Origin of the sequence: Streptomyces sp. NPDC091387 (assembly GCF_044756945.1) — a bacterium.
Taxonomy (GTDB): Bacteria; Actinomycetota; Actinomycetes; order Streptomycetales; family Streptomycetaceae; genus Streptomyces.
Map to the genome: position 1 here is coordinate 450,080 of NZ_JBIVTZ010000001.1, position 25,638 is coordinate 475,717.

Annotated in this window: 23 protein-coding genes and 2 tRNA genes; 4 read left to right on the forward strand and 21 right to left on the reverse strand. The window is 71.5% G+C overall.

Annotated elements, in window-relative coordinates; translation table 11 throughout:
• Positions 1-22: 22 nt before the first annotated feature.
• A complete protein-coding gene (locus tag ACIQM0_RS02235) occupies positions 23-478 on the forward strand; it encodes a pyridoxamine 5'-phosphate oxidase family protein (RefSeq protein ID WP_401282593.1) in 456 nt (151 codons plus the stop codon).
• 194 nt (positions 479-672) lie between these two features.
• On the opposite strand, the gene ACIQM0_RS02240 is transcribed toward ACIQM0_RS02235, so the two are convergent.
• The 8 genes from ACIQM0_RS02240 to ACIQM0_RS02275 all read right to left on the reverse strand — a co-directional run bounded on the left by ACIQM0_RS02240 (position 673) and on the right by ACIQM0_RS02275 (position 11,871).
• Positions 673-3,324, reverse strand: coding sequence for a ComEC/Rec2 family competence protein (locus tag ACIQM0_RS02240; protein WP_401282596.1), 2,652 nt, complete (start codon positions 3,322-3,324; stop codon positions 673-675).
• Positions 3,321-4,103: a helix-hairpin-helix domain-containing protein gene (locus ACIQM0_RS02245; protein WP_401282599.1), complete on the reverse strand. Its 783-nt coding sequence runs from the start codon at positions 4,101-4,103 to the stop codon at positions 3,321-3,323. The genes ACIQM0_RS02240 and ACIQM0_RS02245 overlap by 4 nt, the downstream gene beginning before the upstream one ends.
• 504 nt (positions 4,104-4,607) lie before the next feature.
• The gene (locus tag ACIQM0_RS02250; protein ID WP_401282602.1) at positions 4,608-5,453 is read right to left on the reverse strand and encodes a DegV family protein; all 846 of its coding nucleotides are present in this window, start codon (positions 5,451-5,453) and stop codon (positions 4,608-4,610) included.
• A gap of 171 nt (positions 5,454-5,624) precedes the next feature.
• On the reverse strand, positions 5,625-6,377 hold the full coding sequence (locus ACIQM0_RS02255; protein ID WP_401282604.1) for a hypothetical protein: 753 nt from the start codon (positions 6,375-6,377) through the stop codon (positions 5,625-5,627).
• A 147-nt stretch (positions 6,378-6,524) separates the two neighbouring features.
• Positions 6,525-9,398 (reverse strand): leucine--tRNA ligase, encoded by a 2,874-nt coding sequence (gene leuS / locus ACIQM0_RS02260; RefSeq protein ID WP_401282607.1) that lies wholly within the window; start codon positions 9,396-9,398, stop codon positions 6,525-6,527.
• Positions 9,399-9,718: 320 nt separating this feature from the next.
• A tRNA-Ala gene (locus tag ACIQM0_RS02265) sits at positions 9,719-9,791 on the reverse strand.
• A gap of 111 nt (positions 9,792-9,902) precedes the next feature.
• Positions 9,903-10,136 (reverse strand): hypothetical protein, encoded by a 234-nt coding sequence (locus tag ACIQM0_RS02270; protein ID WP_362962580.1) that lies wholly within the window; start codon positions 10,134-10,136, stop codon positions 9,903-9,905.
• A 235-nt stretch (positions 10,137-10,371) separates the two neighbouring features.
• A complete protein-coding gene (locus tag ACIQM0_RS02275) occupies positions 10,372-11,871 on the reverse strand; it encodes an MFS transporter (protein WP_401282610.1) in 1,500 nt (499 codons plus the stop codon).
• A gap of 310 nt (positions 11,872-12,181) precedes the next feature.
• On the opposite strand from ACIQM0_RS02275, the gene ACIQM0_RS02280 reads away from it, so the two are divergent.
• Entirely contained in the window at positions 12,182-13,048 is an 867-nt protein-coding gene (locus ACIQM0_RS02280) for a helix-turn-helix transcriptional regulator (protein ID WP_401283378.1), read from the forward strand.
• 20 nt (positions 13,049-13,068) lie between these two features.
• On the opposite strand, the gene ACIQM0_RS02285 is transcribed toward ACIQM0_RS02280, so the two are convergent.
• From ACIQM0_RS02285 to ACIQM0_RS02315, 7 genes are all read right to left on the reverse strand, one after another.
• Positions 13,069-13,141: transfer RNA gene (locus ACIQM0_RS02285), tRNA-Ala, on the reverse strand.
• Positions 13,142-13,269: 128 nt separating this feature from the next.
• Positions 13,270-13,923, reverse strand: a complete 654-nt coding sequence (locus ACIQM0_RS02290) for a histidine phosphatase family protein (RefSeq protein WP_401283380.1) — start codon at positions 13,921-13,923, stop codon at positions 13,270-13,272.
• Positions 13,920-14,351: a ribosome silencing factor gene (gene rsfS / locus ACIQM0_RS02295; protein WP_024494266.1), complete on the reverse strand. Its 432-nt coding sequence runs from the start codon at positions 14,349-14,351 to the stop codon at positions 13,920-13,922. The genes ACIQM0_RS02290 and rsfS overlap by 4 nt, the downstream gene beginning before the upstream one ends.
• A 242-nt stretch (positions 14,352-14,593) precedes the next feature.
• A complete protein-coding gene (locus ACIQM0_RS02300; protein ID WP_401282614.1) occupies positions 14,594-16,396 on the reverse strand; it encodes an LCP family protein in 1,803 nt (600 codons plus the stop codon).
• Between the two features lie 19 nt (positions 16,397-16,415).
• Positions 16,416-17,033 (reverse strand): nicotinate-nucleotide adenylyltransferase, encoded by a 618-nt coding sequence (nadD, locus tag ACIQM0_RS02305; RefSeq protein WP_363031419.1) that lies wholly within the window; start codon positions 17,031-17,033, stop codon positions 16,416-16,418.
• A gap of 38 nt (positions 17,034-17,071) precedes the next feature.
• Complete coding sequence (locus ACIQM0_RS02310) at positions 17,072-17,236, reverse strand: hypothetical protein (protein WP_363031420.1); 165 nt, start codon at positions 17,234-17,236, stop codon at positions 17,072-17,074.
• Positions 17,237-17,320: 84 nt separating this feature from the next.
• Positions 17,321-17,473 carry a hypothetical protein gene (locus tag ACIQM0_RS02315; RefSeq protein ID WP_401282618.1) on the reverse strand — a complete coding sequence of 51 codons (153 nt, stop codon included), beginning with the start codon at positions 17,471-17,473 and terminating at the stop codon, positions 17,321-17,323.
• A gap of 110 nt (positions 17,474-17,583) precedes the next feature.
• Here ACIQM0_RS02315 and ACIQM0_RS02320 point away from each other — a divergent pair, with 110 nt between their 5' ends.
• Positions 17,584-18,720 (forward strand): M48 family metallopeptidase, encoded by a 1,137-nt coding sequence (locus ACIQM0_RS02320; RefSeq protein ID WP_401282621.1) that lies wholly within the window; start codon positions 17,584-17,586, stop codon positions 18,718-18,720.
• Here ACIQM0_RS02320 and ACIQM0_RS02325 read toward each other — a convergent pair.
• The 5 genes from ACIQM0_RS02325 to proB form a co-directional block, all read right to left on the reverse strand.
• A complete protein-coding gene (locus tag ACIQM0_RS02325; RefSeq protein WP_401282624.1) occupies positions 18,644-19,771 on the reverse strand; it encodes a hypothetical protein in 1,128 nt (375 codons plus the stop codon). The two genes, ACIQM0_RS02320 and ACIQM0_RS02325, sit on opposite strands and share 77 nt — an antisense overlap.
• 345 nt (positions 19,772-20,116) lie before the next feature.
• Entirely contained in the window at positions 20,117-20,716 is a 600-nt protein-coding gene (locus tag ACIQM0_RS02330; RefSeq protein WP_401282626.1) for a hypothetical protein, read from the reverse strand.
• A gap of 65 nt (positions 20,717-20,781) precedes the next feature.
• Positions 20,782-22,065, reverse strand: coding sequence for a glutamate-5-semialdehyde dehydrogenase (locus ACIQM0_RS02335; protein WP_363031424.1), 1,284 nt, complete (start codon positions 22,063-22,065; stop codon positions 20,782-20,784).
• A gap of 84 nt (positions 22,066-22,149) precedes the next feature.
• Positions 22,150-22,650, reverse strand: coding sequence for a hypothetical protein (locus tag ACIQM0_RS02340; RefSeq protein ID WP_401282629.1), 501 nt, complete (start codon positions 22,648-22,650; stop codon positions 22,150-22,152).
• 144 nt (positions 22,651-22,794) lie between these two features.
• Positions 22,795-23,880: a glutamate 5-kinase gene (gene proB, locus ACIQM0_RS02345; protein WP_363031432.1), complete on the reverse strand. Its 1,086-nt coding sequence runs from the start codon at positions 23,878-23,880 to the stop codon at positions 22,795-22,797.
• A gap of 245 nt (positions 23,881-24,125) precedes the next feature.
• Here proB and ACIQM0_RS02350 point away from each other — a divergent pair, with 245 nt between their 5' ends.
• A complete protein-coding gene (locus ACIQM0_RS02350; protein WP_401282632.1) occupies positions 24,126-24,779 on the forward strand; it encodes a dTDP-4-dehydrorhamnose 3,5-epimerase family protein in 654 nt (217 codons plus the stop codon).
• Here ACIQM0_RS02350 and rfbD read toward each other — a convergent pair whose 3' ends face one another.
• On the reverse strand, positions 24,780-25,628 hold the full coding sequence (gene rfbD / locus ACIQM0_RS02355) for a dTDP-4-dehydrorhamnose reductase (RefSeq protein WP_401283382.1): 849 nt from the start codon (positions 25,626-25,628) through the stop codon (positions 24,780-24,782).
• Positions 25,629-25,638 lie beyond the last annotated feature (10 nt).

The window sequence follows — 25,638 nt, forward strand, 5'->3', positions numbered from 1 at the left end:
TGCGCTGACTAGCGTGCGGGACATGACGACGCATGAGCCGGCCCGCAGCCGGGAGCAGCGCAAGCAGGACGCACTCGATCGCCTGGAGAAGGACGAGGACGCATGGGTGTCCACCGCCTCGGCGGACGGGGTGCCGGCCTTGGTGCCGCTGTGGTTCGTGTGGGACCAGGGGACGCTGCTGATGGCCACCCGGCGCACCAACCCCACCGCGGTCAACGTGACGCCGACCGGGCACGCCCGGATCGCCGTGGGCCACACCCGTGACGTGGTCCTCGTCGAGGCGACGGCCGAGGTGATCGAGGGGGCGGACCTCGCCCCGGAGTCGGGCGACGCCTTCGCCGCCAAATTCAACTGGGACCTGCGGGGCCGCCCCTCCTGGGTGTACCTGCGCTTCACTCCGACCGCCCTCAAGGCGTGGCGGGAGTCGAACGAGCAGTCCGGCCGTGAGCTCATAGCCGAAGGCCGGTGGCTGGCCTGAGTGGCCTGAGTGGCCTGCCTGGACGGCTGCCTGATGGCCGAAGGCCCTTGGCCGAGCCGACCACACAGTGAGCTGGTGGCCGAAGGCCCTTGGCCGAGCCGACCGTGCGGTGAACTGGTGGCCGAAGGCCCTGGGCCGAGCCGACCGCGCGGTGAACTGGTGGCCGAAGGCCCTGGGCCGGACTGAGTACTCGGTCACGACCGGCCCACCGCCCGCAGTCCCGGCCCGGTGCCCGTCACCGTGATCGCACCGTCCCTGTCGGTGCGGAGCACCACCGCTCCCCCGGCCCTGAGCGCGTCCACGGTACGGGCGGCCGGATGCCCGTAAGGGTTGTCCCGGCCCACACTGATCAGGGCGAACCTCGGGTGCGCGGTCCGCAGCAGGGCGGCGTCCTGATGCGCGGAGCCATGATGAGCGACCTTGAGCACATCCACACGCGGGAGCGCCGGGTAGTCACGCAACAGGCCCTGCTGGGACGGAGGTTCGAGGTCGCCGGGGAGCAGCAGCGTGAGTCCGCCGGCCCGTACGAACAGGGTGACGCTGGCATCGTTCGGCTCCTGCGGTACGGGACCGGCCGCCGGCCCCGCCGACGCACCGCCCACCGGCCACAGCACCTGCCAGTCGAGCGCGCCGATCCGTCGTCGCTCACCGGGTACGGCCCGCACCACGGGGATACGCGCCGCCGCGGCCGTTCTCGCCACGAACGCGGCCTGTTCCGGCGGTTCGTCCAGGCTCGTCGTCTGGATCGCGCCCACCTCTCTGCCCCGCAGTACGCCGGGCAGACCCCGGACATGGTCGGCGTGAAAGTGGGTCAGCACCAGCAACGGAACGCGCGTGATCCCCAGGTCGCGCAGGCACTGGTCGGCCGGGCGGGGGTCCGGCCCTGCGTCGACGACCACACCCGAGCCGGGCCCGGCCGCGAGCACCAGGGCGTCGCCCTGACCCACGTCGCACATCGCGAACGCCCAGCCGGGCGGCGGCCATCCGGTCAGCACCCGGGTCAGCGGAACCGGGCGCAACACCGCGAGCACCAGGAGCAGCGCCGCGGCCGAGCAGACCCAGGGGTGGCGTCCGATGCGCCGGGCGAACAGCACCACCAACCCGGTCAGCACGGCCAGCAGGAGTGCGCCCGTCCGGCCGTCGGGCCAGTCGATCTCCGCACCGGGCAGCGCCGCCCCGGTCCGGGCCACGGAGGCGATCCACCCGGCCGGCCACCCCGCCACCCGGGCGAGCAGTTCGGCCGCCGGCATGGCCACCGGGGCCAGGGCCAGCGTGGCGAACCCGAGAATCGTGGCCGGCGCCACCGCGAGCTCGGCCAGCAGGTTGCACGGGATCGCGACCAGGCTCACCCGGGAGGCGAGCAGCACCACAACGGGCGAGCACACCGCCTGAGCCGCTGCCGCGGCAGCCAGTGCCTCGGCGAGCCGGAACGGCAACCGGCGCCGTTGCAGCGCGGCGCTCCACCGAGGGGCGATGGTCAGGAGCGCGCCGGTGGCCAGGACCGACAAGACGAATCCGTAACTGCGCGCCAGCCAGGGGTCGTAGAGCACCAGCAGCAGTACGGCGGCGGCCAGCGCGGGGATCAGTGTTCTGCGCCGCCCCGTGCCGATGGCGAGCAGGGTGATCAGGCCGCAGGCCGCGGCCCGCAGCACACTCGGTTCGGGCCTGCAGACGAGGACGAAGGCGAGTGTGAGCCCGCCGCCCACCAGGGCGGTCATCCGCAAGGAGAGCCCCAGTCCGGGTGCCAGCCCTCGGCGTTCGGACCGCAGGGCACTGCCCGGTGGTCCGATCAGCAGGACGAGCAGGATCGCCAGGTTGGCACCCGAGACGGCCATGAGATGGGTGAGGTCGGTCGCCCGGAACGCGTCGTGCAGTTCCGGCGTGACCCTGGTGGTGTCGCCGACGACCAGTCCGGGAAGGAGCGCCCGCGCATCGGGGCCGAGCCCCTCGCTCGCCGTGCGCAGCCCGACGCGCAGCCCACCCGCCGTGCGCTGGAGAAACGTGGGCGGGCCGGTGACACGGGGCGGGCCCTTGCCGTCGGGGCGGAGAACCGCGGCGGCCCGCTCCCCGCCGTGCAGCGGTGGAGCCAGCCGGCCTCCGATCCGTAAGCGGGTGGAGGGGAGCAGCCGCTGCCACTGCTCCGCCGCGCCGCCGGGTGTGACGATGACCAGCACCGGCGTACGCAGCCGGACAGCCGTGCCGTCGGGCCTCGTCAGCCGGGTGATCTCGGCGTCCAGGAGGAGGGAGACGGGTGTGCTGTGGTCGCCGCGTACCCGGGGAAAGGTCCGCCGGGCGTCGGAGGTGAGGGTGACCTCTGCCTCGATTCTCGCGAACTGCCGGGCCAGCCCGGGGACCGGCCCCTGCCGCGCGTCGGCGCTGTGCAGTCCGGCCGACGCCGCCCCGGCCGCCGCGCAGAGCAGCACCGCCGCCGCGGCGGTCGTGTGCAGGCGCAGCCTTCCGTCACCGGTGGAGTACGGCCGCCGTCTGTCACCTGCCACGTACGGTTGCCACCGTCCATGACCTCCCACGTGCCGTTGCCGCCGTTCGTCATCCGTGGTGTGCGGTCGCCGTCGTACGCCGTCTGTACTGTCCCCGTTGGCGTCCGGAGCCGCGCGTGCGGCACGGGCCGGTGGGGCTCCTGGCACGGCCAGCAGGACCATGGCCGTGCCGAGACAGAGCACCACTCCCACCGCGACCCACCGGCCCGGCGTGCCCACGGCCAGCGCGGCACCGGCCCAGGCGGCCAGGGCCGGGGGAACCAGTCGCAGATCGGGCGGACCCTCCTGCCGCGGATCGGAGACCCCGAGCCGCCGGCCGGACTCCGTGTGGACGTCCCCGGCGCTCACGGTCGCACCAGTGGCTGAAGGTCGGCGAACCGGCGGTCGCCGATCCCCGTGACCTCGCGGAGTTCGTCGACGGACCGGAAACCACCGTGCTGGGTGCGGTAGTCGACAATGTGCTGGGCGAGGACGGGACCCACTCCGGGCAGGGTTTCGAGCTGCTCTGCGGTCGCGCTGTTGAGGCTCACCGGTCCGGTGGTGCCACCCGGGGCCGTCGGACCCGCGCCGCCCCCATCCGTACCGCCTGTGGCAACCGCGCCGGGCGGCGCGCCCACCAGGATCTGTTCCCCGTCCACGAGCACCCGGGCCCGGTTGAGGCCGTCGAGATCCACGCCGGGCCGGACCCCTCCCGCCGCCCGCAGCGCGTCGGTGACCCGCGCGCCGGACGGCAGCCGGTGAATCCCGGGCCGGCGCACCTTCCCGCTCACATCCACCACGATCTGCCCGGCCGTCCCCCCTGCGGCGGCCGGCGGCGGCCCGGGGGACGGCTGGGGCACAGCGGCCCCGTCGGCCACCGGGTCCGCGCCGGCCCGCGGGACAGGGGCGTGCCCGGCCTCGCTGACGGGATCGGGGGCGCGTACGCCTTCGGGGCGTGCGGACCAGAAGTGCATCGCGGCGAAGACCGCCGCCGCGACCAGGACAACGGCGAGTGCGGCAAGGGCCTTCGGCTCCAGACCGCATCTCAACTGCACCCACATCGGCAGCCGCTCCCGCAGCGCGGGAACTGCCCGCGCCCACCACCCTTCCGGTTCCGCACGCACCACCGGCCCGGACGGTGATTCCACCGTGGACGCATCCGCTTCCGCCGCTGTCGGCCCGAGGGCCGACGCCGGTGGCAGGACCTCAGCTCGGGACGAATCAGCACCCCGGGACGCATCAGCGACTCGGGGCGGACCCGCGGCCCGGGACAGCCCCGGCGCGATGCCCACCGCCTGCCGGGCCACCCGTCCCCCGTACCCGCCCGCCATGAGCGCATCGGCACGGGTGCGGGAGGCCGCGGCAGTGGCGGCGCGGTCCAGCGCGTGGCGACGGCGGCCGGGTCCGGCGCCCGCCACGCTCCGGGCGCGCCCGTCCGACGCGGGAAGGCGGCCGGGCCCGCTGCCGGGTCCGCCGAGGGAGCCGGTACGGCCCGTACGGCCGGTTCCGCCACCGGGTCCGCTGGTTGCACGATGTGATCGGGAAGCCATGCCTCACGACGCTAGGCACTTCCGCCGGAACCCGCTGAGGCCGCCCAATTATGGTGGAAAACCTGCCCGTTGTGGATAACTTCGCCACTCCGGGCAGTGACGTCAGCGCGGCGAGACCACTGCTCCCAGCAGCCCCGGACCGGTGTGCGCGCCGATCACCGCACCCACCTCGCTGACATGCAGGTCGACCAGTCCGGGGACCCGCTCGCGCAGCCGCTCCGCCAGTCGCTCGGCCCGTTCCGGGGCCGCCAGGTGATGCACCGCGATGTCCACCCGTCCACTGCCCGCCCGCTCGGCGACGATCTCCTCGAGCCGGGCGATGGCCTTCGAGGCCGTCCGCACCTTCTCCAGCAGTTCGATCCGGCCGCCGTCCAGCTGGAGGAGCGGTTTCACGGCGAGGGCCGAGCCGAGCAGTGCCTGTGCGGCGCCGATCCGGCCGCCGCGTCGCAGGTAGTCCAGGGTGTCGACGTAGAAGTACGTGGCCGTGGCCGCCGCACGCTTCTCCGCCGCCGCCACCGCATCGTCCAGGCTGCCCCCCGCGTCCGCGGCCTCCGCCGCCGACAGGGCACAGAAGCCGAGGGCCATGGCGACCATCCCGGTGTCCAGTACCCGCACCGGCACCGGCGCGTCCTTCGCCGCGAGCAGGGCTGCGTCGTACGTGCCGGAGAACTCCGCGGACAGGTGTAGCGAGACAACGCCGCTCGCCCCGGCGTCGGCGGCCGCACGGTAGGTGGCGGCGAACACCTCGGGGCTGGGCCGGGAAGTCGTCACGGGGCGGCGCTTCTGGAGCGCCAGCGCGAGGGAGCGGGCCGAGATCTCGGTGCCCTCCTCCAGCGCCTGATCACCGAGGACGACGGTCAGCGGCACCGCTGTGATGCCGTGCCGTTCCATCGCCTCGGGCGGCAGGTAGGCCGTTGAATCGGTGACGATCGCGACATGGCGGGACATGAGCGGGAGGTTACCTTCCGGGGCGGTGGCTCGGCAGTCCGACCCCGACCGAATGATCAGTTCCGGTCGCTTCGATCCGCATCCTTCCATGCCCGGCCCCGCTCGACGCCCAGGTCCGCAGAGCGGCCCCGGCACCCAGCAGGTGTGCCGGGGAACGGGGCGGGTACATCTTCAGTTCATGGTCTCGGGCCGCGCCGTCTTCTGCCACGGATACGTGGTCCGCTGCCGGGGGTCCGCAGCCGTGATGGCCTGCGCGATCCCCTCGTCCTCCGGCCCGTTTCCCTGCCGCTGGGCGGGTCCGGGGGCTCCGGCCGGGTCCTGCCCCGGCCCTGGGCCACGCTCGTCCGAGCGGTCGGGCTGCTGCCCCGCCACCGGCTCCTCCGTCGTCCAGTGCCGCAGCGCACCGGCCTCCACGTCGATCTGTACGTTCAGTGCCGCCAGATCGTCGTCGGCGAACTGGCGGGCCCGGTCGCGCGCGGCCCAGCGCAGCGACTCAGCCGAGCGTGTGATCTCCTCGGTGCGCTTCTTCAGCCCCGGCAGCAACGAGGCCACCGTCTTCTTGTCGGGCTCCCGCTCCAGCCGCCTCAGCTCGTCGTCCAGCTCACGGCCGTGCACACTCAGCCGCTGGAACAGCCCCAGCGACTCGGAGAGCGAGGCGTCCTCCGCCACGCCCGTCTGCAGCGCCTCCTGCGTGGCCCGCATGGACATGCGCAGCGAGAGCCGCAGCTGCGCCAGCTCCCCGACGACGCCCATCTGTCCGTAGCTCTTCGCCCGCAGCGTGGTGTCCTCCACGGCCCGGCGCGCCTGCGTGATCGTACGGTCCACCCCGCGGCTGGCCGCCCCGATGACCTTGACACTCACATAGATGCCCAGGGCCACGAACGCGACGACGAGCAACCCCAGAATCAGGATCATGGCTTCCATGAGCGCCCCTCGGATGGTGTGACGGGTGCCGACATGTGTTTACCGGCCCCTCCACCGTAAACGGAACGGGCAGGCCGAGGGTTCCATCGGAACCCCCAACCTGCCCGTAGGGGAAAGCCCTCACACCGTCATACCGGAGGCGAATGCCTAGGCCGGAACGATGTTCACCAGCTTCGGCGCCCGGACGATCACCTTGCGGATTCCCGAACCGCCCAGCGCGGCGACGACGGCCGGGTCGGCCAGTGCCAGGGCCTCCAGCTCTGCGTCCGTGATGGACGGGGAGATCTCCAGGCGCGCCCTGACCTTGCCCTTGATCTGCACCACGCAGGTCACGGTCTCGTCGATGACGTACGCCGGGTCGGCCACCGGGAAGTCCTGGTGCACGACCGACTCGGTGTGGCCCAGCCGGCGCCACAGCTCCTCGGCGATGTGCGGCGCCAGCGGCGCCACCAGCAGCACCAGCGGCTCGGCGACGGAGCGCGGCAGCGGGCCGCCCGCCTTGGTCAGGTGGTTGTTCAGCTCCGTGACCTTGGCGATGGCCGTGTTGAAGCGCATCGCCGCCATGTCCCCGCCGACACCGTCGATCGCCTTGTGCAGGGCACGCAGCGTGTCCTCGCCGGGCTCGGTGTCGACGACGGTGACCTCGCCGCTCTCCTCGTCGACGACATTGCGCCACAGACGCTGCAGCAGCCGGTACTGGCCGACGACCGCGCGCGTGTCCCAGGGGCGCGACACATCCAGGGGGCCCATCGCCATCTCGTACAGACGCAGGGTGTCGGCGCCGTACTCGCCGCAGATCTCGTCGGGCGTCACGGCGTTCTTCAGGGACTTGCCCATCTTGCCCAGGACTCGGGAGACCTTCTCGCCCTCGTAGTAGTACGCCCCGTCGCGCTCCTCGACCTCGGCCGCCGGGACCGCGATACCGCGGCTGTCCCGGTAGACGAACGCCTGGATCATGCCCTGGTTGTACAGCTTGTGGAACGGCTCGGCGGAGGAGATGTGCCCCAGGTCGTGCAGGGCCTTGGACCAGAAGCGTGCGTACAGCAGGTGCAGTACGGCGTGCTCGGCGCCGCCCACGTACAGGTCGACGCCACCGGTCGGCTGCCCCTCGCGCGGGCCCATCCAGTACTGCTCGATCGCCGGGTCGACCAGCTTGTCGGCGTTGTTCGGGTCCAGGTAGCGCAGCTCGTACCAGCAGGAACCCGCCCAGTTGGGCATGGTGTTGGTCTCGCGGCGGTACTTCCGCGGACCGGACCCGTCACCCAGGTCCAGCGTGACGTTGACCCAGTCGGCGTTGCGGGACAGCGGGGTCTCGGGCTTGGTGTCGGCGTCGTCCGGGTCGAAGGTGCGCGGCGAGTAGTCGTCGACCTCCGGCAGTTCCAGGGGCAGCATCGACTCGGGCAGCGGGTGGGCGATGCCCTCCTCGTCGTACACGATCGGGAAGGGCTCGCCCCAGTAGCGCTGGCGGCTGAACAGCCAGTCGCGCAGCCGGAAGTTGACGGTGCCCTCGCCGACCCCGTGCTCCTTCAGCCAGTCGGTGATGCGGGCCTTGGCCTCGACGACGCCCAGGCCGTCCAGCGAGATCTCGTCGTTCGCGGAGTTGACCAGCTTCGCTTCGTACGAGGCGAAGGCGTCCTCCCACGTCGAGGCGTCCGTGCCGCGGTCGTCCGACGGCTCGACGACACAGCGCATCGGCAGCTCGAAGGCGCGCGCGAAGGCGAAGTCGCGCGCGTCGTGCGCCGGCACGGCCATGATCGCGCCGGTGCCGTAGCCCATCAGCACGTAGTCGGCGATGAAGACGGGGACCAGCTCGCCGCTCACCGGGTTGGTCGCGTACGCGCCGGTGAAGACACCGGTCTTGTCCTTGGCCTCGGCCTGCCGCTCCACGTCGGACTTGGCGGCGGCCTGCTTGCGGTACGCCGTGACGGCCTCGGCCGGGGAGGCGTGTCCGCCGGTCCAGACCGGGTGGGTGCCCTCGGGCCAGGCGGCCGGAATGATCCGCTCGACCAGCTCGTGCTCGGGCGCCAGCACCATGTAGGTGGCGCCGAACAGGGTGTCCTGGCGGGTGGTGAACACGGTGATGTCGCCGGCGCCGTCGACCGGGAAGTCGACCCGCGCGCCCTCGGAGCGGCCGATCCAGTTGCGCTGCTGCAGCTTGATGGCCTCGGGCCAGTCCAGCCCGTCCAGGTCGTTCAGCAGCCGGTCGGCGTAGGCGGTGATGCGCATGTTCCACTGGCGCAGCTTGGCCTTGAAGACGGGGAAGTTGCCACGCTCGGAGCGGCCGTCGGCCGTGACCTCCTCATTGGCCAGCACGGTGCCCAGACCCGGCGACCAGTTGACCGGCGCGTCGGAGGCGTAGGCCAGGCGGTGGCCGCTCAGCACGTCGGCACGCTCGGTCGCGCTCAGGGCGCTCCAGTCGCGGCCGTCCGGGGTCGGGCGCTCACCGCTCTCGAACTGGGCGACCAGCTCGGTGATCGGCCGGGCGCGGTCCGCCTCGGCGTCGTACCAGGAGTTGAAGATCTGTACGAAGATCCACTGGGTCCACTTGTAGTACTCGGACTCGATGGTGGCGAACGAGCGGCGCTTGTCGTGGCCCAGGCCCAGCCGGCGCAGCTGCGCCGTCATGTTCTCGATATTGGACTCGGTGGACAGCCGCGGGTGCGTACCGGTCTGTACGGCGTACTGCTCCGCGGGCAGGCCGAAGGCGTCGAAGCCCAGGGTGTGCAGGACGTTGTGGCCGGTCATCCGCTGGTGGCGGGCGAAGACATCGGTGGCGATGTAGCCCAGCGGGTGGCCGACGTGCAGGCCCGCACCCGAGGGGTACGGGAACATGTCCATGATGAATTTCTTCGGCTTGGCGGCCAGCTCCGGATTGTCCGCCAGGTCGCCGGTCGGATTGGGTGCCTCGTAGGTGCCCTCGGCGTCCCAGAAGTCCTGCCAGCGTGCCTCGATGTCGGCGGCCATCGCTGCCGTGTAGCGGTGCGGCGCAGCAACGTCGGCTGCGGAATTCGTCTCGCTCATGATCCTCAAAGCTCCATCGATCGTCATCTGCCGGCGCCCACGTCTACGGACACGCGTCTACGGAAACGAAAAATCCCCTCGCACAGGAGGGGACGCCGCGCCGATGCCGACCAGGCATTCTCACCGGTCGGGAGTGATCAGCGCGGCTCGCTAAGCAGAAGGCGTACGGCACGCATGGCGTCAGGGTACCGCAATGGCCCGGCCGCCATCCGGGCGCCGCCGATCCGTGGACACATCGGGATGCGAACCGCACGACCACGGCTGCACAGACGAGCAGCGGGCCATCCGAATTCGGATGGCCCGCTGCTCGATCTTCACTGTGGAGCTAAGGAGAATTGAACTCCTGACCTCCTGCATGCCATGCAGGCGCTCTACCAACTGAGCTATAGCCCCGTGTCGCGCCGCCCGGTCTCCCGCGGCGACATCGAGAACATTACCGGTCACCCCGGCCGTCCACCAAATCGTTTCCGGTCTGCCCGATTCCGCCTCGTCGGCGGGGCCCGGTCAGGCGGTGGCGAAGGAGTAGAAGCGCTTGAGCGTGCAGTGCTCCTCCAGCAGACGGCCGTAGATCGGCTCGCCCTCCAGCTCCCGGTAGGTCTCGATCGGGTCGCCCTTTATGACCAGCGCCCGCGCGCACTCCTCGCACCAGTACTGGTAGTCCTGGTTGACCGGGTCCATGTCCCGGACGATGGGCGTACCGCTGCCGCACCAGTCGCACTTCCGCCTGTGGGCGCCCATGGATCAGCTCCGGCTGCGGCCGCGGGCCGTGCACAAGTGGAGGATTCCGCCGTTCCCGCCGGGCGTCCGGACCGTGGGGGGCGAACTGCCGACGGGGCGGCCGGCGCAGACGCGGGCCTCGTGAACAGGGGGCAGGTCCGGGACCTCGTGGCGACTCGCAGGCATCGCGCACTCCCTCCCGTTCGGTCCGTCGCCCCCTCCGGCGGTCCGATTCTGCCATGACCCCGCAAGGGGGTCAGCCCTGCCGAGACCCCGTCGTCCGCCGACGCCGCACAAGACCCACCAGCACACCTGTGACGGCGGCCGCCGACAGCGCGAGAGCGCATACCCACAGCGCCTCTCCCGAACCCTGCACCCCAGGCGTATCAAGGCGGTTGAGGTAGAGCGTGCCGAACCCCGCGACGCCGATGAGCTGGCCGAGCTGGGTGACGGTCACTAGGACGCCGCTCGCATCGGCGGCGTCCTCCGGTCGTACGTTCGCCAGGGCACCCGTAAGAGTGGGGCTGAAGCCGAGCGCCATGCCCGCGCCGATGACGACGAAGACCACGTACAGCAAGGCACCGCCGTCGCCGCCGTCGCGCATCAGGTGGCCGAGGGCCGCCGAACCGACGGCCACGAGCGCGAATCCGCCCGGGGCCAGGACCCCCTGGAGCCCGGCAGGCCAGCGCCGCCAGGTCAGCCCGACCGCGCCGAAGGCCACCGCGGTCGGCACGAACATCAGCCCGCTGCGCAGCGCCGAGTACCCCAGGCCGCCCTGGACGTGCAGCGTCATCACGAAGAGGAAACCGGCGTTGGTCCCCATCACCAGGAGAATGCGCAGCGCCGCCCGCGCGATGCCGGGGAGGCGGAGCACCCCGGGCGCGATGAGCGGTGCACCGCCTCGCGCGGCCAGCCGTGTCTCGTAGGCCGCGAACCCGGCGAAGAACACCGCGGAGGCGAGCAGGCAGATCCAGGTCCAGGCCGGCCAGCCCAACTCCTCTCCGAGCACCAGCGGAACGGTGAACAGGACGACGGCCGCCGCGAGCATCAGCAGCCCCGCCAGATCCAGCCCGCGGTCCCGTGCCGCGCGCCGGGCCCGCCCGGCACGCGGCTCACCCGGCAGCACACGGACGCCTAGCACCAGCAGAACCAGCCCGATCGGCACGTTGACCAGGAAGACCGGGCGCCAGCCCGTGCCGAACAGATCCGCGCTGACCAGCACCCCGCCCACCACCTGTCCGGCCGCGGCGCCGGTGGCCAGGACCGCCGCGTAGGCGCCCAGCGCGCGAACCCGGGCCTCGCCGCTGAAGTGCTGCTGGATCAGGCTGAGGACCTGCGGGATCATCACCGCCGCGCCGATCCCCTGGATCACCCTGAAGGTGATCAACTGTCCGGTGCCCGTGGCGAGTCCGCAGGCAAGCGACGCGACGGTGAAGACGGCGAGACCCGCCAGATGGGCGCGGCCGTGCCCGAAGACGCTGCCGAGCCGGGCACCGGTGATGAGCAGGACGGCGTAGGAGATGGTGTACCCGGCCACCACCAGCTGCAACCCGGCTCCGGAAGCGCCGAGTTCGGTGCGGATCGTCGGGGCGGCGACATTGACGATGAAGATGTCGAGCAGCGCCATGAACTGGGCCGCCAGCACCAGGGCGAGCAGCCGTCCCGGGCGATTGTCGGTGGTGGGGGTTTTACTGGATGCGGAACGTGGAGTTGCTTCTGAGGTCTTGGCCGTGGCCGTAGTTGGGGTCGTGGTCATGCCCTCAAGGCTGGTCCCAGCCGCATACGGGTAACGAGAGCCCGCTGATGCTGGTACTGGCAGCACCTGGCAGCACCCGGGAGGAGCACCGACGATGGGGGGCGTGACGACGGTGACGGCACGACATCGGGTAACAGAGGAGCGACCGGGCCGACCCGCCCGGCAGGAAGCGGCCCAGCAGGAAGAGTTACTTCAGGAACCGGTGCTTCAGGAACCGGTGCTTCGGGAACGGGCGAGGCAGAACAGGCGGGGGCCGCAGCACGGCCGGCGGCCGGAGCTCGCCGACTTCCTGCGCAGCCGCCGGGCCCGGGTGACACCGGCCGACGTGGGCATGGCGCCGGGGTTCCGTCGCCGCACCCCGGGCCTGCGCCGCGAGGAGGTCGCCCAGCTCTCCGGCGTCGGGGTCACCTGGTACACCTGGCTGGAGCAGGGCCGTCCGATCAACGCCTCCGCGCAGGTCCTGGACGCGGTGGCCCGCACCCTCCGGCTGGACCCTTCGGAGCGCGAGCACCTCTACCACCTGGCCGAGGTGGCCTACATCCCGGGCAGGCAGTGCGACACGATCGAGGTCGGGCAGGAGGTCCAGGGCATCATCGACGCGCTCGACCCGCGCCCGGCGGTCGTCTACAACACGCGGTACGACGTACTGGCCACCAACCCCGCCTACCGGGACCTCTTCGGAGTGCCGGAAATGATGGCCACCGGGATCCGCAATGTCCTGTGGGCGCTGTTCACGGTGCCCGAGAAGGACTGCCCGGTCGTTCACCGCACCCGGGAGCTGCCGCTCATGGTGGCGACCCTGCGGGGCGGCTACGGACGCCATACGGGCGAGCCCGCCTGGGAGACGTTCGTCGCGGACCTGTCCGCGGCCAGCCCGTACTTCGCCCGGCTGTGGCGCAGCGGGGACGTCGCCCCGCCCGGCCCCCGGGTGAAGACCTTCCGGCACTGCGCGGCGTCCTCGGAGATACGGATGACATCGGTGTCGCTCTCCGTCAACGGGCTGCCGGAGTGCCGGATCGTCGCCTACACGCCGGCCGACCGGGAGAGCGAGGAGCAGATGGCCGCGCTGCGCGCCCGCCGGGAAGTGTGTCCGCGAGAGGCGTCCGCAGGCTCCGGCACCGCCCCGGCCCAACGGCCCGACTCCACTCCGGTCCAGCAAGAAGATCCCGCCCCCTGACGGGGACGGGATCTTGATTGTGGAGCTAAGGAGAATTGAACTCCTGACCTCCTGCATGCCATGCAGGCGCTCTACCAACTGAGCTATAGCCCCGCTGTCCGCTGTGTTTCCCTGCGTTTCCGCGCTGCGAACAAGAAGAACTTTAGCCTGTGACCAGCCGGAAAGTGAAATCAGGCCGACGCCGCCCGCAGGCGCCGTCCGGGCACTGTGCGGACACCCGGTCAGTCGTCGTCGCCGAGCACCGGTTCGGGCAGCGTGCCCGCGTTGTGCTCCAGCAGACGCCAGCCCCGCGCGCCCTCGCCCAGCACCGACCAACAGCAGTTGGTCAGCCCGCCGAGCCCTTCCCAGTGGTGTGACTCCAGGCCCAGCAGCCGGCCGATGGTGGTCCGGATGGTGCCCCCGTGGCTGACGACGACGAGCGTGCCCTCGTCGGGCAGCTTGTCGGCGTGTGCGAGCACGACAGGAGCGGCCCGGTCGGCGACCTCGGTCTCCAGCTCACCGCCGCCGCGCCGCACCGGCTCGCCGCGCTTCCAGGCCGCGTACTGATCGCCGAACCGGCCCACGATCTCCTCGTGGGTGAGGCCCTGCCACGCGCCCGCGTACGTCTCGCGCAGACCGGGGTCGTGCTCGATGCCGAGACCGGTGATCGCGGCGAGCTCGGCGGCCGTGGCCGCGGCCCTCCGCAGATCGGAGGCGACGATCGCGTCCGGCTTCAGCGAGGCGAGCAGCCGGGCGGCCCGACGGGCCTGTCCGACGCCGGCCTCGGTCAGCTCGATGTCCGTGGAGCCCTGGAACCGGCGCTCCAGGTTCCACGCCGTCTGGCCGTGTCGCCAGAGGACGATCCTGCGGCCCCTGCCGCTTTGGCTGCCGTTCAGCTCTGGTCACCTTCCGTGCCACCGGTGAGCTGTGCGTGCTCCTCGGCCTTGCCGCGGGTCTTCACGGCATCCTCGGGCAGAGCGATCTCGGGGCAGTCCTTCCAGAGGCGCTCCAGAGCGTAGAAAACGCGCTCCTCGCTGTGCTGGACGTGGATGACGATGTCGACGTAGTCGAGGAGGATCCAGCGGGCGTCGCGGTCACCCTCGCGGCGGACCGGCTTGACGCCGAGCTCCTTCTGGAGCTGCTCCTCGATCTCGTCGACGATCGACTTGACCTGGCGGTCGTTGGGGGCCGAAGCCAGCAGGAAGGCGTCCGTGATCGACAGCACATCGCTGACGTCGTACGCAATGATGTCGTGCGCGAGCCGGTCGGCGGCCGCCTGAGCGGCGGCGTTGATGAGCTCGATGGAGCGGTCCGTGGCGGTCACAAGCAGGCTTTCGTCGGCGGGCAGATCGACCTCTAGGGTCTCACGGACCGCCGACAGCCCACGCAGCCATTGTCCGAAGATCGTTCAGAGGCCGCCCGGCACCGCCCGCGACAGCCCCGGGACCACCGCGGTCGGCGCCGGAAAGGCCTGCGGGCCGGCCCGGGAACGGCTGTGGGGCGGCTCCGGAACCATCCCGCAGCCACCCCACAGCCGATCCGGCCGATCACATCGGCCTGGCCTGTCTAGTCGAGCTTGTAGTCCTGTCCGATGGTGACGGACACGTCCGCGTTCCCGGCCGGCGTGCCCTTCTTCACCGCGCTCGTCGGCAGGTCGAGGGTCTTGGCGACCTGGGTCGCCTTCTCCTTGCCCGCGGCGTCCTTGTAGAGGATCTCGGAGGAGGCCACGGCACCGGTCTTCCCGCCGTTGACGAAGGCGTAGCCGCCATTGACCAGCCTGATCCGGGCGGACTCCGTGCCGCGCTCGCTGCCGGTGGCGTTCCTGATGGCGACCCGCACCGCCGCGTCCGCCGCCGGGGCCTTGACCGTGCCGCCCAGGATGTCCTTGACGACGCTGTCCGCGGCCGAGTCGGTGAGGCTGCCGTCCTCCTGGACCGGCAGCAGTGCCGTCTTGTAGTCACCGACCTTGGCGTGCTCGGCGAGCTTGGCCAGGGAGACGCCGAGGTCCTTCTCGGGGAGCGAGGGGTCGAGGATCTGGGCCAGCGTCTGCACGGTGACGGTGGCGGCCTTCGGGTCGTCCGAGATCTTCCGCAGCACTCCGCGCATGACCTGACCGAACCGCGTCAGCTGCTTGGCCTCGGCCTCGTCGGGGCCGCGGTAGGTGGCGTACGCGACGGCCATCGGGCCGCTGAGCGTCTGCGCCTTGCCCTTCTTCACCAGGGGCGAGGCCCCCTTCTTGGCATCGGGCACATCGGTGTCGGTGTCGACATCGATGTTGCCGACCAGGTCGACGAGGTTCTCCAGGTACGGGGTGTCGAGCCGCCAGGTGCCGCTGATCTCGGTGCCGAGCAGCGTATCGATGGACTCCCGGGTACCGGTGGTGCCGTCGTCCTCGACCGACTTGCCGAGCGTGCTCGTGTTGCCGTCCTCGTCGGAGACGGCGAGGGAGTTGGGGAGCAGGACCGTGGCTCCCTGCTTGGTGGTGACGTTGTCGACGAGCAGCGCCGTGGACGTACCGCCGCCCTTGGTGTTGTGGAGGTGGACCACGATGACGTCCCGCCGCTGCGGACCGGTCGTCGCGGTGTCCTCCTTCTCCGAGGCGGAGAAACCGGGGAGCTTGCCCGCGGACCACAGGTAACCCACGCCGCCGACCACGACCAGGGCCACCACGACGATCAGCGCGACCATCCGGTTGTGGCCGCGGCGCCGTGCTTCCTCCCGGCGCTCGCTGCGGCTCTCGGTGAACTTGAGCCAGTCGATGACGTCTTCGGAGTCCTCGTCGGGCTCCTCGATGAAGGAGAACTGCTCGGTACCGTAGTCGCGGTCGCCGCGGCGCTGCCCGGGGACGGCTGCCTCCGGCTCCGCGTCCGGTGCCGGAGCGGGGTCCCGCGGCGGTGGGACAGGGGCGGGAGCCGGTGCGGGAGCGGGAGGCGGAGCCTGCTGCGGGACGTTCCACTGCTGAGTGGTGTCGACCGCGGCCGGCTGCTGCCCGGTGTCGTAGGCGTAGCCGTCGTAGCCGTAACCCTGCTGCGGGGCCTGGTGCTGCTGGGGCTGGTGCTGCTGGGCGACGTACGGGTCGTACTGCTGCGGGGGCAGGCCCTGTTGCTGTTGCTGTTGCTGTTGCTGCTGTTGCTGCTGCTGCTGCTGCTGGGCGTACGGGTCGTAGCCGTAGCCCTGGTCCGTCTGGGGCGCCTGCTGCCCCGGGTGTTGCTGAGTCTGCTGTTGCTGCGCCTGCTGATGCTGCTGTTGCCCGTACGGGTCGTACTGCTGCTGTCCGGGCTGCTGGTACACCGGCTGCCCGTACTCGTCGTAGCCGACGATCTGCGGCTGCTGGTAGTACGGGTCGTACGGATTCTGTCGGTCGTTCACCGGTGCCCCTCTACGTGGCTCATTCGCCGCGGTAAAGCTGGCGCTTGTCGATGTAGCGGACCACACCGTCCGGCACCAGGTACCAGACCGGATCGCCCTCGGCGACCCTCCCACGGCAGTCCGTGGAGGAGATCGCCAGCGCGGGAACCTCCACGAGAGAGACACCGCCCTCCGGCAGACCGACGTCCGTGAGCACATGCCCCGGCCGCGTCACGCCGATGAAGTGGGACAGCGAGAACAGCTCGTCGGCATCCCGCCAGGTGAGGATCTGGGACAGCGCGTCGGCGCCGGTGATGAAGAAGAGGTCCGCGTCCCCGTGGACCGCGCGCAGGTCCCGCAGGGTGTCGATCGTGTACGTGGGGCCGTTGCGGTCGATATCGCTGCGGCTGACCGAGAACTGCGGGTTGGACGCCGTCGCGATGACCGTCATCAGATACCGGTCCTCGGCCGCGGACACCTGCTTGTGGCTCTTCTGCCACGGCTGCCCGGTCGGGACGAAGACCACCTCGTCGAGGCGGAACTGGGCGGCCACTTCACTGGCCGCCACCAGGTGTCCATGATGAATCGGGTCAAACGTCCCGCCCATCACGCCGATTCGGCGCTTTCCGGGGCCGGTAGGCACTTCCTGCTCTCCCATGCGTGCAGAGCCTACTGGCACAGCTGTACGCCTCGGCCTCAGCGGTCGCGGTTGAAGCGCGTGGTGATCCACAGAAGGAGGAAAAGCGCGACAAACGCGCCGCCGCCGGTGAGATACGGGCTGAGGCTTTCGTGGTTGCCGCCGTGCTCGGCGCCCTCGGCGGCGACGGTGACCAGCTGGTGTGCGGTGCTCGTGAGGCTCATCTTCGGCAGGACCTATCGATCGGGAGTCGGTGGGAAGACGTCGCGGACATCGTATGCGGGAGCCCCGGGCACGCTCACGCCGACTCAGTCGTTGGTGTCGTCGTTGCGGTATCCGCGCAGCAGGAACCAGGCCAGCAGCGCGGCTCCGACCAGCGAGACGAGCAGCACGATGCGGAGCGTGTTGCCCGGTCCCTGCTCTTCGGATGCGGCGGCGAGCAGAGCAACGGTGTGCGGCATGTCGGGCGTCTCCTCAGTTATCCACAGCCCCCCGCACACCGTAGCGCCAGCACCTAGGCTGGGATTTGTCAGGGGGCGAGCGACGTCTCGTACGAACAGGGGGCCCATTCATGACCGAAAGCAGCCACGAGAGTCACGAGAACGTGCCGAGCAGGCAGCGCAGGCGTTTTCCGGGAATCTCGTCCCGGGCGTACGAGCACCCGGCGGACCGCTCGGCCCTGGTCGCCCTGCGGAAGCTGAGCGGTTTCGACACCGTCTTCAAGGCGCTGAGCGGCCTGCTGCCGGAGCGCAGTCTGCGACTGCTCTTCCTGTCGGACTCCGTCCGGGTGAGTGACGCCCAGTTCACCCATCTCAACAGCATGCTGCGGGACGCCTGTTACATCCTGGACCTGGAGAAGGTCCCGCCGATGTACGTGAACCAGGACCCCCAGCCCAACGCCATGTGCATCGGTCTCGACGAGCCGATCATCGTGGTGACGACGGGCCTGGTGGAGCTGCTCGACGAGGAGGAGATGCGGGCGGTCGTCGGCCACGAGGTGGGACACGCCCTCTCCGGTCACGCCGTGTACCGCACCATCCTGCTCTTCCTCACCAATCTCGCCCTGAAGGTGGCCTGGATCCCGCTCGGCAACGTCGCGATCATGGCGATCGTGACGGCGCTGCGCGAGTGGTTCCGCAAGTCGGAGCTGTCCGCCGACCGGGCCGGGCTGCTGGTCGGCCAGGATCTGCAGGCCTCGATGCGCGGGCTCATGAAGATCGCCGGAGGCAACCACCTCCACGAGATGAACGTGGACGCCTTCCTCGCCCAGGCAGACGAGTACGAGAAGGGCGGCGACCTGCGCGACTCCGTGCTCAAGATCCTCAATGTGCTGCCCCGTTCGCACCCGTTCACCACGGTCCGGGCGGCCGAGCTGAAGAAGTGGTCGGAGACCCGCGACTACCAGCGGATCATGGACGGCCACTACCCGCGTCGTGACGAGGACAAGGACACCTCGGTCACGGACGCCTTCAGGGAATCCGCCTCGCACTACGCCGATTCGGTGCGCGGCAGCAAGGACCCGCTGATGAAGCTGGTCGGCGACATAGCGGGCGGCGCCGGCGATCTGGGCGGCAAGCTCCGTGACAAGTTCACCGGCGGGGGCGGCGGCGCGGGCACCGGCAAGGGCGACGCTACGAACGGCTCGCAGGAGCCCCGGAACCCCGAGGACCCTGAGGGGCCGCGGGAGCCCGGGTCGGCAGGGAGCTGACCTCCAGCGTCCCGCACAGCGCGGCGGCGGGCCGGCTCGTCTCGTACGGGTCGGTGCCCGCCGGGCCCCGGGAGACCGCTCGCCGGCCGGCGAGCAGCGGCCGCAGCGCACCGCTGGTGTCGACCGTGCAGGACTGCGGCCCGGCCTGGACGTAGCTGGTCCGTACCTCCAGCCGGCCCAGCCGCAGATCCTCCCGGTCGAGCCGGAAGCGCAGCTCCCGCCGCACGGTGAAAAGCGATGCGCCATCGGCCTGTTGGGGGCCGGAGACGGCCGGGCGGAGCGCGTAGGTGAAGGTGTGGTCCGACACCACCTCCAGCGCGTCGGAGCCCACTTCCGCGTACCGCAGCGTGCCCCGGACGCGGATCTCCGGGGCGGGGGCGACCTGGGCCGGGTCGAAGCGCACGAGCCAGCCGGTCGCGGCGTGCTGCCCGTCGTCGTACGGCTCGTTCATGCTCCGCTCGAACTGGGCCATCTGGTCCGGGTCGAGCAGTGACTCCACCGGCCGCACCGTGTTGCCGCCGAGGACGTCGGGGTCGAGCGAGGAGGCCACCAGATAGTTCTTGACCGTGGCCAGGGCGGCGACCACCTGGCTCACCGAGAAGTTGTCCGTCCGCCGGGCCACCGGAGGACTGATGCCTTCGCCGCCCTTCGGGTAGAGGGCGGCGGGGCTGCTCGCGAACAGACCGGCCGGTGTGCCCGCGGGTACGGCGCCGCGCGGCGCCAGGGGGACGAAGGTCATCCGCAGCGGCTCGGCCCGCCTGCCGACGGGGGCCTGGTAGGGGTGGCGGAAGCCCATGAAGACGGCCGTGCCGAAGGCGAGGGCTATCAGGACGACCAGGGCGAGCGCGGCCCGGGAGCCGGTGCGCAGGGTCCGGCTCGGCAGGCTCCGTACGGCACGGGCGTGCTCCCCCATGCGCTCCTGGGCGGAGAACTCCTGAAGCCGGGCGGCCCGGACGAAGGACTCGTCGAAGACGAGCGAGCGGTACTCGTCCTCGCCGCCGCTCGCATTGTTCTCCGCCGGGCCTTCGGGCGGGTCTCCGTGGTCTGCCATGACGTCTCCCGACTCCACGTCACCGACCGGAGGCCGGTGCGGTGCGCCCCCGCCGCGGCCGGACGGCCTGGGCAGGGCCTGCCCGTCATGCGGGGGCATGTCCGGGCAAGTGAGGAGCCCCCTCTTCGAGCAGGTGAGGGGTCATACCTTGAGAGTAGGTCGATTACGACGAACGTAAACGCGGGGGCGGGCGGAGAACTGCCCCCGAACTCCGCCGGGAAACGTCAGCACAGGCCGGCACAGCCGGGCGCAGGCAGGCACAAGCGGACACAGACGGACCCTGGCGGCCCGGCTAGGGAGAGCCGGGCGCATCCGGAGGTACGGGGCTACGGGAACGGGTCCGCGTCAGGGCGTGCGCGGGGCCGCGGAGACCACCGGGCGGAGGTAGCTGCCCGAGACCGACGGGACCGCGGAGGAGGCCGCCGGGGCGCTGTCCACCCCGGTGGTGGCCGGCGGCGGGACCTGGTCCTGCCGGTCGCCCGAGGTGTTGCGGTAGACGGCGCTGAAGGCCAGCGCGACCATGCCGATGCCCATCACCAGGGCGAGCAGCCAGGCCACCGGCCGGTGCCAGCGGGCGGCTCCCCGGTAGGGGCGCAGGGCGCCGCCGTGGCGCCCGTAGGGGCCGTCGTCGTAGTCGTCGCCGTCGGCGCCGGGACCGTCGTCGTAGGCGCTCCCGCGGCCGTACCCGCCGCGCGGACCGTAGCCGTCGTCGTAGAGGTCGTCGTCCAGCGGTCCGCCGCCGGACCGGGCACGGGAGGCCTCCGCGTCGGCGCGCGCCTCCGCGGCCGCCGACAGCCGCTCGACGGCGGTCGGCTCATGGAAGGTGGCGGCCTGTACGAAGTCCTCGTCGAACACCACGGAGGCGAAGTCCTCGTCCGCGCCCCCGCGGTCGTCGTCGGGCTCCCAGCCGTTCGGGAACGGCCTGCCCCCCACGTCGTCCGGCACGGCTTCAGCCTAGCCCTGGAGGGTCGTTTTGGGCAGGGAGACCGCACATTCGGCGCATCCCGAGCTCACCTCACATGTCCGTCGCCGGTCACGATGTACTTCGTGGAGGTCAGTTCCGGCAGCCCCATCGGGCCCCTGGCGTGCAGCTTCTGCGTGGAGATCCCGATCTCGGCGCCGAAGCCGAACTGGCCGCCGTCGGTGAAACGCGTCGAGGCGTTCACGGTCACCGTCGTCGAATCCACCAACTGGGTGAAACGGCGGGCCGCCGCCTGCGAGGTGGTCACGATCGCCTCGGTGTGGCCGGACGACCAGAGCCGGATGTGCGCCACGGCCGCGTCCAGCGACTCCACGACGGCGGCCGCGATGTCGTACGAGAGGTACTCGGTCTCCCAGTCCTCCGGCGTCGCCGCCACCACGGTGGCCTTGGACCCCTCGGCGTGCTCCATGACCCGTTCGTCGCCGTGCACGGTCACACCGGCCTCGGCCAGGGCGTCCAGGGCGCGCGGCAGGAACGCGTCGGCGACGTCCTTGTGGACCAGGAGCGTCTCGGCCGCGTTGCAGACGCTGGGGCGCTGCGCCTTGGAGTTGATCAGGATCGCGACGGCCATGTCGAGGTCGGTCTGCGCGTCCACGTACACATGGCAGTTGCCGGTACCGGTCTCGATCACCGGGACGGTGGATTCCTCGACGACGGTGCGGATCAGGGAGGCGCCGCCGCGCGGGATGAGCACGTCGACCAGGCCGCGGGCCCGCATGAGCTCCCGTACGGAGTCGCGGTTCTCGCCCGGCACCAGCTGGACCGCGTCGGCCGGCAGGCCGGAGCCGCCGACCGCGTCACGCAGGACCCGGACCAGCGCCTTGTTGGACGCGTGGGCGGAGGACGAACCGCGCAGCAGGACCGCGTTGCCCGACTTCAGGCAGAGGGCGGCGGCGTCCACCGTCACATTGGGCCGGGCCTCGTAGATGATTCCGACCACGCCGAGCGGTACCCGGACCTGGCGCAGATCGATGCCGTTGGGGAGCGTCGAGCCGCGCACCACCTCACCGACCGGGTCGGGCAGCGCCGCCACGTCCCGGACATCGGCGGCGATGGCGCGGATCCGCTCGGGGTTCAGGGTGAGCCGGTCGACGACCGACTCGCTGGTCCCGGCCTCGCGGGCGCGCGCCACGTCCTCGGCGTTGGCCGCGATGATGTCGCTCGTCCGTACTTCGAGCGCGTCCGCGATCGCCAGCAGCGCGTCGTCCTTCGCCGCGCGGGGAAGCGGCGCGATGTCGGCGGCCGCGGAGCGTGCCCGGTAGGCGGCCTGGGCGACCGGGGACATGTTGTCGTACGGCGAAAGCGTGGTCATGCCCGCAGAGTAGTGCGCACACTGCGGGCATCCGTCACGTATCCCGTGATGCGAGACAGTCGCCGGCCGCCCCCGGCCGCCGGGTCAGTACGGGTGCACACCGACCGGGGCGGCCGGGGGCGGCCCGTAGCCCTCGGCGATGCGCTGGTGGTACGTCTCGCGGTCGATGACCTCCAGACCGACGATCTCCCACGGCGGCAGACCGGCGCTGGAGCGGTGCTCGCCCCACAGCCGCAGGGCGACCGCCGCCGCGTCGTGCAGATCGCGGGCCTCTTCCCAGTAGCGGATCTCCGCGTGGTCGTTGGCGTACCGGCTGGTCAGCAGGAAGGGATGGTCGTGCGCGAGCTGTTCGAGCCCGCGTCTGACCTCCTTCAGCGGAATCTCGCCGCCGGAGACGCAGAGCGTGATGTGCCACAGCTTCGACTGGGTCAGCTCCTGGCTCACCGCCGTCTGTTCGGCCCCGGCCGGCCGCTCGTCCCTGAGGTCCGCGGACCTCCTCCCGTCGAAATCGGTACCTGCTCCGACGCTGGTCAGGGCGCGGCCACCCGTTCCTCGGGGCGGCGCCCCCGGGCGCGCTCGTCTCACCGGCGGCCTCCTGTGAATGTGTTGCTGTGCTGTGTACCCCGCAGTGTCCCCGCTACAAAGTGGACCAGTCCGCGGCCCGGCGTGTGGCGGTTTTCGTGAAGGTCTCTGCCCAGAGGCTGGACTTTCAGCCGTTTCAGGGGGCGGTCAACTGTGCAGGACGACAAGATCGTCCCTGTGTACGACCTCGCGCTCGTAGGCGGGGCCCAGCTCGCGCGCCAGGTCGCGGGTGGAGCGGCCGAGGAGCTGCGGGATCTCCTTGGCGTCGAAGTTGACGAGCCCGCGGGCCACCGGCCGGCCGCGCAGATCGCGCAGTTCCACCGGGTCGCCCGCGGCGAACTCGCCCTCGACCGCGGCGATCCCGGCCGGCAGCAGCGAGCTGTGGCGCTCGACGACCGCCTGCACGGCGCCGTCGTCCAGGGTCAGCGAGCCCTGCGGGGTGGAGGCGTGGGCGAGCCACAACAGCCGGTCCGTGGTGCGGCGTCCGGTGCGGTGGAAGTACGTACCGGTGTCGCGGCCGGCCAGCGCGTCCGCCGCGTGGCTCGCCGAGGTCAGCACGACCGGGATGCCGGCGGCGGTGGCGATCCGGGCGGCCTCGACCTTGGTGACCATGCCGCCGGTTCCGACGCCCGCCTTGCCCGCGCTGCCGATGCTGACCCCGGCCAGGTCGGCGGGGCCGGTGATCTCGGCGATGCGGGTGGTGCCGGGGATGCTCGGGTCGCCGTCGTAGAGGCCGTCCACGTCCGAGAGGAGGATCAGCAGATCGGCGCGGACCAGGTGGGCGACGAGCGCGGCGAGCCGGTCGTTGTCGCCGAACCGGATCTCGTCGGTGGCGACGGTGTCGTTCTCGTTGACGATCGGCAGCGCGCCCATGTCCAGGAGCTGGTCCAGGGTGCGGTAGGCGTTGCGGTAGTGGGCGCGGCGGCTGGTGTCGTTGCTGGTGAGGAGCACTTGGCCAACGCGGACGCCGTAGCGGGCGAAGGAGGCGGTGTAGCGGGCGACGAGCAGCCCCTGGCCGACGCTGGCGGCGGCCTGCTGCCTGGCCAGGTCCTTGGGCCTGCGGTGCAGTCCGAGCGGGGCGAGTCCGGCCGCGATGGCACCGCTGGAGACCAGGACGACCTCCCGCTCACCGCCGCTGCGCACCTTGGCGAGCACGTCGACGAGCGCGTCGACACGGTCCGCGTCGAGGCCGCCGGTGGCTGTGGTGAGGGAGGAGGAACCGACCTTGACCACGATCCTGCGGGCCTCCGTGACGCCCTGCCTTGCCCCTGACACGCGTATCCCCCGTGGTCGGCCTCGATCGGAATCCGCAATCTACGCGAGCGCCGGAATCGGCGCGTGGGCGTTCCGCCCCGTGGACCCCGGTTCATCCGGATCCGTGCCGCGGCGTGTCCGGAGTGCTCCGCGTCTCGTTGCAGCGAATATCGGCTTCACCGCCGACGGAATGCGGGAATCTCCAGGAAGAAGGACGTGATCGCATGCGCCAGCTCTCCGTTCCAGGGGCCTGGGTGCACGAGCCCGAGGTCATCACGGACAGCCGCGGCAGCTTCCACGAGTGGTTCAGGGCCTCGGATCTCGATGCGGCGCAGGGGCACCCGCTGGGGCTCGCGCAGGCCAACTTCTCCACGTCGGCCCTGGGCACGCTGCGCGGGATCCACTTCGCCGACGTGCCGCCGGGCCAGGCGAAGTACGTGAAGTGCGTGCGCGGCGCGGTGCTCGACGTGATCGTGGACATCCGGGCCGGCTCTCCCACGTACAAGCGGTGGGAGGGGGTCCGTCTCGACGACAGCGGCCATCGGGCGGTCTATCTCGCCGAGGGGCTCGGCCACGCCTTCATGGCGCTGACGGACGACGCGTGCGTCCTGTACCTCTGCTCGCAGGGGTACGCGCCGACGCGTGAGCACGGCATCGATCCGCTCGACGCGGAGCTGGGCATCGACTGGCCGCGGGGCATCGCCCCGCTGCTGTCGGGGAAGGACGCGGCGGCCCCTTCGCTGGCCGAGGCGGAGGAGCAGGGGCTGCTTCCCTCGTACGCGGAGTGCGAGGCGTACTACGCGCGGCTGCGGACGGCCGGTCCGCCGCCCGCCGCGATGCGGGCGGGCGAACCGGTGCTCAGCAGGGCCGGGCGCTGATCAGGGGCGTTCCGCGGCGAGCAGGGCGGGGAACGCCTCGCCCAGGGCCGTGCGCCAGTCCCGGATGGGTTCGATCCCGGCCGCCGCGAAGCGCCGCTGCGCGAGCACGCTGAACGCCGGGCGGGGGGCGGGCCGTACGAAGGCCGCGCTGGTGGCCGGGCGGACCCGTGCCGGGTCGGCGCCCAGCAGCCGGAAGATCTCCCTGGTGAAGCCGCACCAGGTCGTCTCGCCGCCGCTGGTGCCGTGGTAGACGCCGGCCGGGGCGGTGCCGTCGAGCGCGGCCAGGCCGAGCCGGACCAGCCGTGCCGCCAGGTCGACGGTCCAGGTGGGCTGGCCGCGCTGGTCGTCCACCACGTCGAGGGTGTCCTTGACGCCCTCCAACCTGATCATCGTCCGGACGAAGTTGCCGCCGCCCGCCCCGTACAGCCAGGCGGTGCGCACCACGTAACCGGTGTCGGGGAGGGTCTCCAGGACGGCGCGTTCGCCCGCCAGCTTGGTGCGTCCGTAGGCGGTGCGCGGGCCGGTGGGGGCGTCCTCGCCGTAGGGCAGGCCGCCGTCCCCGGCGAAGACGTAGTCGGTGGAGACGTGGAGGAGGACGGTGCCCTGCTCGCGGCAGGCCGCGGCGAGGACGGCGGGGCCGGTGCCGTTGACCCGCAGGGCCGCGTCCTCCTGGCTCTCCGCGTCGTCGACGGCGGTCCAGGCGGCGCAGTTGACGACGACCGCGGGGCGGTGCGCGGCGAAGGCCTCCCGGACGCGGGCCGGGTCGGCGATGTCCAGGGCCGTGCGGTCCGCCGCGACGGCGGTGACGTCCTCGTGGGCGAGGGCCGCCAGCAGGTCCTGTGCCAGCATTCCGGCCGCC